Raw genomic sequence first — 11,675 nt, 5'->3', positions numbered from 1 at the left:
AGATTTTTAACAAAATTTAAAATCAGTGGGCAAATGGTGGGCAAACACCATCAAAACCTTGATATATCAATGGAATAAAAGGAGAGGAGGGGATTCGAACCCCCGAGCCCCGTTAAGGACTACACGCTTTCCAAGCGTGCGCACTCGGCCACTATGCGACCTCTCCAAATTGAGCTGAAAACTTCAGCCCGTCTATTGTACCATTTTTTTAGAAGGCTGACTACTAAAAGTTTGCCTCTAGGCGATAAATAACTTGCCCCTTATTCGAGAACTTTTCTTCGTACTCTGTCATGACATTCCCTTCATAATCACTTGCATGCAAATCCAACCAAACCTGTTTCAAGGTCATACCGTATTGAGACATGCTGGCTAGGCTGTATTCAAAGAGAACGCGATTATCAGTTTTGAAGTGAATTTCGCCATTTTCTGGCAAAATTTGTTTATATGTGTCCAAAAAGGTTTTATAGGTCAAGCGGCGTTTTTCATGCTTTTTCTTAGGCCATGGATCTGAGAAATTTAGGTAGAGCAGATCAATTTCACCATCTTCAAAATAATTGGTCAAACTTGAACCATCAACCAAAAGCAATTTAACGTTCTGCGCTCCACTATCAAGAACCTTATCCAAGGCGTAGCTCAAAACCGAAACTTGAATGTCAATGCCAATATAATTAATATTAGGATTTTGCAAAGCCATTCCAGTGATAAAAGCTCCCTTGCCAGAACCCACCTCAATGTGAATGGGATTCTCGTTACCAAAAACTTCTCGCCAACGCCCTTTAGCATCTTCAGGATTTAAAATAACATAGTGTGGGTTATTTTCGAGGTGCTCCTCAGCCCCCTTACGTCTTCTAACTCGCATTATTCTTTCTAATTAACTCTCTAAATTTTCTTAAGCCATAAATTTCTTGATTAGCATGTTCCATATCCCGCTTATCAAAGCAATTCAAAATTTGCATCAAGTAAGCGAATTGTCCATACCAAGCAATTTTTTGACGAACTTTTTCATTATCCTTGTAGCCATAATAAGACAGCCACTCATGCCAACGAGACTGCGGAATATAGTGGCTAAGCAAGTAGGCCACATCATACATACGATCTGTCAGGCGAACAGAATCCCAGTCCACCAAATAGATCATACCAGAGGTTGTGATAACCCAGTTACTATGCTTGATATCACCATGAACAATGGTCGCTATCTCTGAACGGAATTCGGGCAAACTACGCTTGAGTTCCTTAATGACAGACTGTAAATAAGTATTCTCAGAAATCTGAAGTGGTGCATTACGTTCCCAATCCATCAGCAGATCATAAGGATTTTCAATCTTATAGTTGAGCTGTAAAAGCTGGTTAACCAAGGGACGTGACTTGTGCAAGCGCAGTAATATATGAATAATTTGTTTGCTACCCATATCTTCCTTGGTCAGAATTCGGCCATCTAACCACTCTTGAGCACTCATCATGTCACCGTTTCCTGTTCTCCTAGCCCAAAGTAACTGTGGTGCAATCTGCTCCTTAGCTAAAGCTGGTAAAATAGGTGTCGTATTCAATTTTACAAAAATACGTTCACCATTTGGATAGGTCCCTATGTAAGCTTTGCCGCTCTTCCCACGCAAAGGTGTTAGGGTTAAATCTTGATCAGATATTGACATTTAAAAAGCTGCTCCTTTCCTTTCGTTTTTATCGCACTGTTATCCCTATTTTACTTGTTTTATAGCACTTAGTCAACGACTTGCTTTATTTTGTAAGGGAGATAGATTTCGATAATTGCAATCATTACACCGATTAATAGCAGAGCTCCTTGCAGAGAGAAGGTTAAAAGAAGCTCTATCAAGGTCATCACATAAGCTAGTTTTCTGAGAAATTGTTTTAAATTATCCCTTTTCAACTTATTCGTCAATGGGTAAAGCTCCGCCAGATAATTATAATCAAAATGGTAGTAGAGCGCCAATAATTGGAACAAAAGTAAATAATCGAAAACAAGCACCAAGCCTACCGCTACTAAACGGTTAGAAATCAAAAGCAAACTTAAAATTGCTAAGAAAAGTAAACGAACGGTCAGAGCCAGATAGTCTGAACTTCTTAAAAAGGCTCTTAAATAAAGATTAGACCAAGTCTTACTTGACTCCTTAGGCACCAAAATAAGAAAAACATCTAGATAAGAGCGTCGTTTGACAGTACTTGAAATTCCTTTAACTGTGGTAAAAAGAGAAAAAAATTTCAAAATAGACTGCTTACGCTTAATCTCGTATTGGATAACTCTATTCCAGTCCAGACCTTTTTGACTGAAAAAAGCTTTAGCCTTGAACTGCATGACAAACCATTTCATTAGAGCTAAAAAAGACAAAATAGCTAGAAAATCAGCGATTGACAGACCTAATTTAAGAAAAATAGGCGCTAAGATAAGTAGCAAAAACGACTGCAAAACTACCCAAAGAAGAAAAGAACGTTTTGTTGCTCTCTTAATATGCTGCACTAGTTCTGCTTCCTTTGTCAGCAGAAATTGTTTATCTGCAGGTTCCAAGTAAGTAGCAATTGAACCCATGCTCAACAAGATTAAGCTGACAAATAATAACATCAGACTAATTGGCCATGGATTACTTGGAAAATGCTGCAAAAGTCTGCTATATTGCACCATAAGGAAACCTAGTAAAAAGATCAATACCAGGACAAAATGATCATTGAAAACGTAACGCAAATACTTGCTTGTCTGCATTAGAAAAAGCTGACGACGCTTTTTAAACAAATCTTTCATGACTACACCTCTGCGGTCAAAGCCATATAAATCTCGTTCAGACTGGCTTCTTCACGGCCAAAAGATTGGCGGAGCTGATCCAGCGTTCCAGCAGCTAAAACTTGTCCCTGATGAAGAATGACAAAACGGTCGCACATTTTTTCTGCTGAATCTAACACGTGAGTGCTCATCAAGATAGACTTTCCTTTAACCTTTTCTTCAGCTAATAACTTCGTTAAATCAGCAATAGCCAGTGGATCCAAACCAAGAAAAGGTTCATCAATAATAAATAGACTTGGATCAACAAGGAAAGCACAAATAATCATCACCTTCTGCTTCATCCCTTTTGAAAAATTAATAGGGAACCAGTCCAGCTTTTCAGACAAGCGAAACATATCCAGCAAGGGCTGAGCCTTAACCATAGCTGCTTCTACATCAAGGTCGTAAGCCATGGCAATTGTCTCAAGATGTTCACGCAACGTCAACTCTTCATACAAACTAGGCGTCTCTGGAATAAAACCAATTTTTTTACGGTAATCCGACTGATTTTTTTCTAAAGTAAGTCCATCAAGACTAATTTTTCCCTGATAAGGTGTCAGCAGTCCAATAATCTCATTGATGGTGGTTGATTTTCCTGCACCATTTAGACCAATGAGGCCAACCAACTCACCATCTGCTACTTCAAAAGAAATATTTTTTAAAACGGGAATGTTGACATAACCGCCCGTTAAGTTTTCGATTTTTAACATACAATTCTCACTATTTTTGATATACTTATATTAATCATTATAACAAAATCAGACAGAGAAGGTATATTTTTATGGATAATTGCATTTTTTGTAAAATCGTTGCAGGTGATATTCCATCATCAAAAGTTTACGAAGACGACCAAGTCATGGCTTTCTTAGACTTATCTCAAACAACCAAAGGACATACTCTCCTCATTCCTAAAAAACATGTCCGCAACGTTTTAGAAATGGATGAAAGCACTGCCCAAGACTTATTTGCTCGTTTACCGAAATTAGCTCGCGCTTTACAAAAAGCAACTGGGGCAGTTGGTATGAATATTATTAATAATAATGAAGAAATTGCAGGGCAGTCAGTCTTTCATGCCCATGTCCACCTAGTTCCTCGATATGATCAAAACGATGGTATCAAAATTGAATATACAACACACGAGCCAGACTTCAATGTTCTTGGAAAATTAGCTGCACAAATTGCTAGCGAGGTTGAGGAATGAAGTTAAAATATCTTATCACTTTCGGATTAACTAGTTACGCCAGTTATCAACTTGTCAAAAATCGTCAACAGCTAAAAGCAGACTATCTAGAATCAAAGAAAGCCATCCAAGCTGCAAAATCCGACCTAGACAACATCAAAAAGAATTTAACAATTATCAAGCAAGAAAGGGCAAATCTTGACAACCTGAGCCAAGATTTGAAATACAAACTGCGTGTCTTCTCACAGGAAAGCCAAGCACACCTTGCCGAGATCAACGACCGCCTAACTAAATATCAACATGAGCACTAAAATACGAACCGTCAAGAAAGTCGGTTCGTATTTTTTATTGATAAGTTTGGCCTTGATAGTTATTATAGTTTCCTTGATACTCAGAGGAGTAGCCATAACCAGAGTTGTAAGTCTGGTCACTATAACCACTATTATAAGTTTGATCGCTGTATCCACTGTCATAGGTAGGGCTAGAAGAGTAGGAGGCTCCATAAAGATCTTCATATAATACAGCTGTTGTTTTCAGCTCCTTACTTGTCGTCTGACCAAGTTCTTTCTTGATATCATTTTGAATATCAAGCAGATGATCCGATGTCACTATTTGGTAAGACCCTCCATCAGCTAAGGTGGCATCTTCTCCTTTAAGCTGATGAGATTTGACAGTTGTTAAAGCATCCTTATATCCCAATAAGCTTGGAATAGTGCTCGAAGAAATCTCAATATTAGTTCGCATATTACTACTTACCGCCGATAAAATCTTCTTATACGAGCTGACACTATTCAAAGCTAGCACTTTTTTCAAGACTTTTTGAATAACCTCACGCTGGCGCTTTTGACGACCGTAGTCCCCTGTCGGATCCTGGTGGCGCATACGTGAATAAACGAGTGCTTGGTCCCCATTAATTTTGTGAGTGCCTGGAGCAACACTCGCCGTGTAGTCTGGTTCAGTTTCTTCAATAGAGATTGGAAAATCAAATTCATTAGTAACTGTAATTCCACCGACTGCGTCAACTAAATCAACCAATCCTTGCATATTAATTTGAATATAATTGTCAATTTTAATATCTAGCAAATCTTGAACCGTCATGATAGCCATTTGAGCTCCGCCCGAGGCATAGGCAGCATTTAACTTAGCCTGCGCACCATTCATATCGTTATCTTCTGGACCGCTCAGATTGATCAAAATATCACGCTCTAGGCTGGTTATGGTTGTTTTCTTTGTTTTTGGGTTAACTGTCACCAAAATCATAGAATCACTATTTCCAGCCCACTTGTCCTTACGCTCTGCAGATCCTGTATCAACTCCCATCAGCAAGATTGAAAAAGGTTTAGTTTGCTTGATAGCTTGGCTCTTAGAACTTGATGTATCAAAATCCTTGAAGGTTTTAGATAACGCATTGGTTGAAAAATTATAAGCTGATGTGACATATACGCCAGCAGCTACTAAGGTTGTGGCAAAAATAGCCAGCAGCATTAATAGAATTTTTTTTCCGATTCTCATTTTGTCCTCTCATCTATCCGTTCTATCAATCAGTTTATCAACTTACTCATGGCATAAACATCTAAAAATTCTCCATCTCTCGTCTTGATGCCACGTTCCTTAACACCTTCAATGACAAATCCTGCATTTTCGTAAACATGAACTGCTCTGCTATTTCGCTTCTGAACAGTCAGTTCCAAGCGGCGGATAACACCACTATGCTCAGCCCAATCAACAGCTTCTTGAAGCAAAATTTGACCAATGCCATAATTCCAATAATCCTTTTTCACTGCAAGAAAAATATCGCCAATGTGTTCAAAAGCAAAATTCTTTTGAGCAGAAATATTAAGCAGTCCAGCAACATCCGAACCTATTTTAGCCAGCAAACAAATCTCATTTAAAGAATTTTGCCTGTTGTCAATAAATTGAGCAACTTCTTCCACTGTCATAGCAGAGGCATCATCCTGAGCTAAAAAATCCGTCTCAGAAAGCACCTGTGCAAGAGTAGCAGCCAAAGCTTGGGCATCTTCCAGACCAGCTTCACAGATGGTAAATTCCTGCTTAGCCATTGTCAACCTCACGCAACAATTCTTCTGAACGAGAGCCATTTGCTCTCAAATTAATCTGCCGTCCATCATCCGCTTTAGTGATGATCACTTCCAAATAATCATCCAGCACCCCATCACTTAGGAGCTCACCCCATTCAATAACAGTCACACCTTGACCATAAAGAAAATCATCCAAGTCAATAGAATCTGGGTCGTCACCAATGCGATAAACGTCCAAATGATACAAAGGCAAGCGGCCTTGATACTCACGCACAATGGTATAGGTCGGACTTTTGACCATTTGAGTAATTCCTAAACCTCTAGCAATTCCCTTAGTCAAAGTCGTCTTTCCAGCTCCCAAGTCGCCTGTTAAAACCAAAACATCATTTTCTTTTAAAACTTGGCCAATTTTTTGTCCAATGGCCATCAGCTCATTTTCATCATGACTGTAAAACATAAGGCTATTATATCAAAAAACACTTACTCTTCCAAGCACAACCCTAAATACTAATCATAAAAGTAAAAAAAGCTGAGGACTTTCGCCCTCAACCTGTATATTTTCTTATAAAATAGCTAAGCTGACAAAGTTTAAGATAAAGAGTGCATCCAAAATCCATAGAATAGCGTGAATGTCTTTCGCTTGACCTTTGACGATTTTTACTAATGTGTAAGTGATAAAACCAGCGGTAATCCCGTAAGTAATACTGTAAGAAAATCCCATAAAGATGGAAGTAAAGAAAGCTGGTACAGCTTCTGCCATGTCATCCCAAGTAATATTCTTTAGGTTAGACAGCATCATGACACCAACGATAATAAGAATTGGTGCTGTTGCCTGTGTTGGTACAATTGAAACAAGCGGACTAAAGAAGCTTGAAATCGCAAAGAGTACCGCTACTACCAAAGCGGTCAAACCTGTACGTCCACCAGCACCGATACCAGCAGCGGACTCAACATAAGTCGTAACGTTTGAAGTCCCCGCGATAGCTCCGATGGTTGTTGCCATCAAATCTGAATAAAGCGCCTTATCAAGAGCCTTAGATTCGTTGTTATCGCCTGTTGTAGCAATGATACCAACTTTTTCACCTGTACCGATAAGCGTACCAATTGTATCAAAAATATCAGTCAATGAGAAAGCCAGAATCGCCATCAAGACACCTGGAATACGAGAAGGATCAGCAAACAATGATCCCAAACCTTTACTTCCTAGAGCAACACCGAAAATAGATTTCAAGTCCCCAAATGAAGCTGATAGATTAGTCGCAGCCCAGTTGATATTTCCTAGGTTAACAACCCCCATAAAAATACCAATGATGGTTGTTACAGCGATTGACAAGATAACGCCACCACGAATCCCCTTTACAATGAAGAAAATTGTCACTGCTAAACCAATCAAGGCAAGGATAACACCAGGTGTATTGAAAGCAACAAGCCCTGGAGTAGCTGAAGAGTTTGCTGTAATAGAAGCTAATCCTTTAGCAGCTCCTTTACCAGCCACTGTATAAGTACCTGGATCAATTGAAAATTTCAAGAAGCCAGCATTCTTAATTCCAACATAAGCTAGGAAGATACCGATACCAGCTGAAATAGCTGACTTTAAGGCTGCTGGAATTTGTTCAATAATCATTTTACGAACTTTTGTCACCGTGATGACTAATGAAATCAAACCACAAATGAAGACCATGGCCAAGGCTTCTTGCCAAGTGTAACCTAATGAAAAGACAACCGTGTAAGTAAAGAAAGCATTGAGCCCCATGCCAGGCGCCTGTGCGTAAGGCAAATTAGCATAGAAAGCCATCATCAAGGTACCGACAACTGCACCAATGATAGTTGCTAAGAAAACACCTTGAGCTGGCATGCCTGTCTGTGCAAGCATTGATGGATTAACGAATAGGATGTAAGACATCGCAAAGAAGGTCGTCAAACCAGCTGTCACTTCAGTGCGGACATCGGTTCCATGTTCCTTCAGTTTAAAAAACTTTTCCATTTAGAGTGGACTCTCCTTAAAATAAGTTAGTAACGTTCGTGATTTACTCATCATCAACGAGCGACTCATCCATTCTAACAAAAGATTATCCACTTTTCAAGAACTTTATTTTTCGTTTTCCCTGTCCAAAAAAACCAGACACATGATTTGAATACAAGTAAATCCAACTACAAAATAAAAGGCATTCCAACTGATCACATCAAGTATTTCACGAACAACGGTCATAGGTCTGGTGAAGATATCCCAGGAATTTAGTCTAGCATAGCGACCGATATGGATGGCAAAGCTGGAAATAAGCGATAGCACCGCAATCAAAGCCAAACGGATATAATAATTGCTTACCTTAAAAGTCTCCATCACATTCCTGACACTTTCAATGCCGCACAAAACGCCAAATAAGATACTAGGCACATAAAGCATGTAAAGAATCATGCTGGACGTCTCCCACAAAACTGTACTAGCAAAATGCATGTGGATAATATCTGTCAACATGTAAAAGGTGTTGGGGTAAAAGAATAGCCATAGTACTGCTGTCGACCATCTCAACCATTTTCTCTTGGCATAAAAGGCTGACACAGAAAAATCTAACGCTACTAGAGCTAAAAACATATTCCAAATTAAATCTGGACCAGATAGGTGATAATATTTTATTCCCAGTGAGATTACTAGGAAAAAGAGATGTACGAACACTATTTTTTTCTTCATTTTGACCTCCGTCTTCTTTTAATTTGCTATTATAGCAAAAATATCTTAAAAGTAGATAATTTTGTAAGCTAGCAAAAAAAGAATTGCAAAGCAATTCTCAAGAATGTACTAATCATCTCCTAATAAAATCAAGAGCATGGATTGAATCGCACTTAAACCAATAATAAAGGGAATATTTGCCGAAGCCAGATTAGTCAAAACTTGGCTAATAAAATTAAGCGGGCTTAGGAGAAAGTCTCCCCACCCCAGAGAACCCACCCTTTCTAAATGGAGGAAAAAACTCGCCGCAATGGCGATAATAGGCATTAAAATGAGCTGAACATAAAGGTTAAGTTTGAAACTTTTTAAAATGAGCTGCGCACTCAGGGTGGCTGCCACTAGAGCAAAAGCGAGACAGGCCAAATAAACCATGAAAGGCTTCATAGCCTCATTGGTCCAGATAGCATCTCCACCAAAAGATACATCTGCCACACCTAATAAAATCTTAAAATTGCTAGGATAAAAAATACACCAAATAATTATAGCAACAACTTTAAAAATCGTATTCTTACTATGAAAAGCTAAGAAACCCATCTCTAGGGTAATCAAAGACATAATCAAGCCCGACATGAGACCATCAACGTTTGGTTGGTAAGTCCAAATTCCCATCATGATAAAGGCAACGAATAAATGACTAAAAATAATCTTGTGCATAGAAACTCTTCCTTTTCATTCTTTAAAAAATATTATAGCATACTCCAGACAGACTTTTCCCTTTAATTGAAGATAAATTTTGCTATAATATAAATTATGACTAAAAAAATGATTGCTCTTGATTTAGATGGAACATTGCTGCATAGTGATAATACCATCTCAGACTATACCGTAGATACTATCAATAAGGTTCAAGAACTTGGTCACCAAGTTGTCATTGCCACAGGCAGACCTTATCGCATGGCGATTGACCACTACAAGCGGCTGAATTTATCAACACCAATGATTAGCTTCAACGGTTCTTTGACCCATGTGCCTGAAAAAAAATGGCAATTTGAGCACAGTGTAACCATTGACAAGAAATACCTCCTTGAAACGCTCAAGTTAGAAGATGCTGTTGAGGCAGATTTTATTGCCAGCGAATATCGCAAAAACTTCTATATAACTATGGAAAATCCTGATAGCATCAACCCACAACTTTTTGGAGTGGACAACATTACCAAAGACATGGCACTTGATGTTAAAAAGATCACTCGCAACCCCAATGCTCTCCTCATGCAAACACGGCATGAAGATAAGTATACACTTGCCGATGAGATGCGCAAGCATTTTAACTATGAAATGGAAATTGATTCTTGGGGAGGACCGCTCAATATTTTGGAGTTTTCACCCAAAGGCATCAACAAAGCCTATGCTCTTTCTTACCTACTCAGGATTATGAATAAATCTAAAAATGATTTAATTGCTTTTGGTGATGAGCACAATGATACAGAAATGCTATCTTTGGCTGGACGAGGCTACGCTATGAAAAATGCCTCTTCCGTATTGCTTCCATTTGCGGATATGCAAACCACTTTTAGTAATGAAGAAGATGGTGTCGCCAAAGAGCTGGAAAAAATATTTTTATAATATTACGAAATCGGTCACAGGCTTGCTTGGACTGATTTTTCTCTTGTCTTTTCTTTCCTAATGAAAAATAATACTTGGAAGAAAATAATTTTATTTTCACTTTTTGACAATTTTTCTGTCAAATAGAAACATTTTTTGCATATTTTAGGATATATTTGCTAACAAATGTCACTTTTCTGTCAAAAACAATCACTTTTTTATGACTGATTCTGAAAATTTTTCCTTTTTTGCTGTCATTTTTGTTCAAATAGTCTTGCATTTTAGCTGAAAACGTTTTACAATATATACGTTCTTAAATTTCCTTGGACTGAAAAAGAATTGCCACTTCGGTGGAAGGAGATTATTCTTTTTTAGTTCAATGAAAAATATAAATAAGGAGGAAGAACATGGGTATCGGTATTGTTATTGCCAGCCACGGTAAATTTGCTGAAGGCATTCATCAATCAGGTTCAATGATTTTCGGTGAACAAGAGAAAGTTCAAGTCGTCACTTTCATGCCAAATGAAGGACCAGATGATTTATATGCACACTTCAACAATGCTATCGCACAATTTGATGCTGATGATGAAGTCCTTGTACTTGCTGACTTGTGGAGTGGCTCTCCATTTAACCAAGCAAGTCGTGTTATGGGTGAAAATCCTGACCGCAAGATGGCTATTATCACTGGTCTCAATTTGCCAATGCTTATTCAAGCCTACACAGAGCGTATGATGGACGCAAATGCAGGTGTTGAACAAGTCGCAGCCAACATCATTAAAGAGGCTAAGGACGGTGTTAAAGCACTTCCTGAAGAACTCAATCCTGCCGGAGAAGTAGCCAGCGCTCCAGCCGCACAAGCTGCAGTACCTCAAGGTGCTATTCCAGAAGGGACTGTTATCGGTGACGGAAAACTCAAAATCAACCTTGCTCGTATTGACACACGTCTACTTCACGGACAAGTTGCAACAGGTTGGACACCAGCTTCTAAAGCTGATCGCATCATCGTTGCGTCTGATGCTGTTGCCAAAGACGAGTTACGTAAAGAGTTGATTAAACAAGCCGCACCAAACGGTGTTCGTGCTAACGTTGTGCCAATCAAGAAATTGATTGAAGTTGCTAAGGACCCTCGCTTTGGTAACACCCACGCACTCATCTTGTTTGAAACCCCTCAAGAAGCTCTTGAAGCTATTGAAGGTGGCGTGCCAATCAAAGAACTTAACGTTGGTTCGATGGCTCACTCAACAGGTAAAACAATGGTTAATAACGTTCTTTCAATGGACAAAGATGACGTTGCTACCTTTGAAAAATTGCGTGACCTTGGTGTTACATTTGATGTTCGTAAAGTGCCAAATGACTCTAAGAAAGACTTGTTTGACCTTATTCAAAAAGCGAACGTCCAATAACTAAGACCAGACT

General features: G+C 38.8%; 14 protein-coding genes and 1 tRNA gene. 4 read left to right on the top strand and 11 right to left on the bottom strand.

The window, feature by feature from the left end:
* Positions 1-79: 79 nt before the first annotated feature.
* The 5 genes from A3GS_RS0106130 to A3GS_RS0106110 all read right to left on the bottom strand — a co-directional run bounded on the left by A3GS_RS0106130 (position 80) and on the right by A3GS_RS0106110 (position 3,480).
* Positions 80-166 (bottom strand) — tRNA-Ser (locus tag A3GS_RS0106130).
* A gap of 57 nt (positions 167-223) precedes the next feature.
* Positions 224-859, bottom strand: coding sequence for a tRNA (guanosine(46)-N7)-methyltransferase TrmB (trmB, locus tag A3GS_RS0106125; RefSeq protein WP_018364547.1), 636 nt, complete (start codon positions 857-859; stop codon positions 224-226).
* On the bottom strand, positions 849-1,649 hold the full coding sequence (gene ccrZ, locus A3GS_RS0106120; protein ID WP_018364546.1) for a cell cycle regulator CcrZ: 801 nt from the start codon (positions 1,647-1,649) through the stop codon (positions 849-851). The genes trmB and ccrZ overlap by 11 nt, the downstream gene beginning before the upstream one ends.
* 68 nt (positions 1,650-1,717) lie before the next feature.
* On the bottom strand, positions 1,718-2,752 hold the full coding sequence (locus tag A3GS_RS0106115; protein WP_018364545.1) for an ABC transporter permease: 1,035 nt from the start codon (positions 2,750-2,752) through the stop codon (positions 1,718-1,720).
* A gap of 2 nt (positions 2,753-2,754) precedes the next feature.
* Positions 2,755-3,480, bottom strand: coding sequence for an ABC transporter ATP-binding protein (locus A3GS_RS0106110; RefSeq protein WP_018364544.1), 726 nt, complete (start codon positions 3,478-3,480; stop codon positions 2,755-2,757).
* 71 nt (positions 3,481-3,551) lie between these two features.
* Between A3GS_RS0106110 and A3GS_RS0106105 the strand changes: the two genes are divergently transcribed.
* Both A3GS_RS0106105 and A3GS_RS0106100 read left to right on the top strand, forming a co-directional pair.
* The gene (locus tag A3GS_RS0106105) at positions 3,552-3,971 is read left to right on the top strand and encodes an HIT family protein (RefSeq protein ID WP_018364543.1); all 420 of its coding nucleotides are present in this window, start codon (positions 3,552-3,554) and stop codon (positions 3,969-3,971) included.
* On the top strand, positions 3,968-4,261 hold the full coding sequence (locus A3GS_RS0106100; RefSeq protein WP_018364542.1) for a hypothetical protein: 294 nt from the start codon (positions 3,968-3,970) through the stop codon (positions 4,259-4,261). The genes A3GS_RS0106105 and A3GS_RS0106100 overlap by 4 nt, the downstream gene beginning before the upstream one ends.
* Positions 4,262-4,295: 34 nt before the next feature.
* Here A3GS_RS0106100 and lytR read toward each other — a convergent pair whose 3' ends face one another.
* From lytR to A3GS_RS0106070, 6 genes are all read right to left on the bottom strand, one after another.
* A complete protein-coding gene (gene lytR, locus A3GS_RS0106095; RefSeq protein WP_018364541.1) occupies positions 4,296-5,462 on the bottom strand; it encodes a glycopolymer--peptidoglycan transferase LytR in 1,167 nt (388 codons plus the stop codon).
* Positions 5,463-5,491: 29 nt separating this feature from the next.
* Positions 5,492-6,010, bottom strand: a complete 519-nt coding sequence (locus A3GS_RS0106090) for a GNAT family N-acetyltransferase (protein WP_018364540.1) — start codon at positions 6,008-6,010, stop codon at positions 5,492-5,494.
* On the bottom strand, positions 6,003-6,446 hold the full coding sequence (gene tsaE / locus A3GS_RS0106085) for a tRNA (adenosine(37)-N6)-threonylcarbamoyltransferase complex ATPase subunit type 1 TsaE (protein ID WP_018364539.1): 444 nt from the start codon (positions 6,444-6,446) through the stop codon (positions 6,003-6,005). The genes A3GS_RS0106090 and tsaE overlap by 8 nt, the downstream gene beginning before the upstream one ends.
* A gap of 105 nt (positions 6,447-6,551) precedes the next feature.
* The gene (locus tag A3GS_RS0106080) at positions 6,552-7,973 is read right to left on the bottom strand and encodes an NCS2 family permease (RefSeq protein ID WP_018364538.1); all 1,422 of its coding nucleotides are present in this window, start codon (positions 7,971-7,973) and stop codon (positions 6,552-6,554) included.
* A 105-nt stretch (positions 7,974-8,078) separates the two neighbouring features.
* Positions 8,079-8,678 carry a DUF1361 domain-containing protein gene (locus A3GS_RS0106075; protein ID WP_018364537.1) on the bottom strand — a complete coding sequence of 200 codons (600 nt, stop codon included), beginning with the start codon at positions 8,676-8,678 and terminating at the stop codon, positions 8,079-8,081.
* Positions 8,679-8,786: 108 nt separating this feature from the next.
* Positions 8,787-9,371 carry a DUF1361 domain-containing protein gene (locus A3GS_RS0106070; protein ID WP_018364536.1) on the bottom strand — a complete coding sequence of 195 codons (585 nt, stop codon included), beginning with the start codon at positions 9,369-9,371 and terminating at the stop codon, positions 8,787-8,789.
* 96 nt (positions 9,372-9,467) lie between these two features.
* On the opposite strand from A3GS_RS0106070, the gene A3GS_RS0106065 reads away from it, so the two are divergent.
* Positions 9,468-10,280, top strand: coding sequence for an HAD family hydrolase (locus tag A3GS_RS0106065; RefSeq protein ID WP_018364535.1), 813 nt, complete (start codon positions 9,468-9,470; stop codon positions 10,278-10,280).
* 386 nt (positions 10,281-10,666) lie between these two features.
* Positions 10,667-11,662 (top strand): PTS sugar transporter subunit IIB, encoded by a 996-nt coding sequence (locus tag A3GS_RS0106055; RefSeq protein ID WP_018364533.1) that lies wholly within the window; start codon positions 10,667-10,669, stop codon positions 11,660-11,662.
* Positions 11,663-11,675 lie beyond the last annotated feature (13 nt).

It is taken from the genome of Streptococcus caballi DSM 19004 (assembly GCF_000379985.1).
Lineage (GTDB): Bacteria > Bacillota > Bacilli > Lactobacillales > Streptococcaceae > Streptococcus > Streptococcus caballi.
Note: the sequence above shows the minus strand (reverse complement) of the source record. Positions and strands in the feature narration are given on the sequence as shown.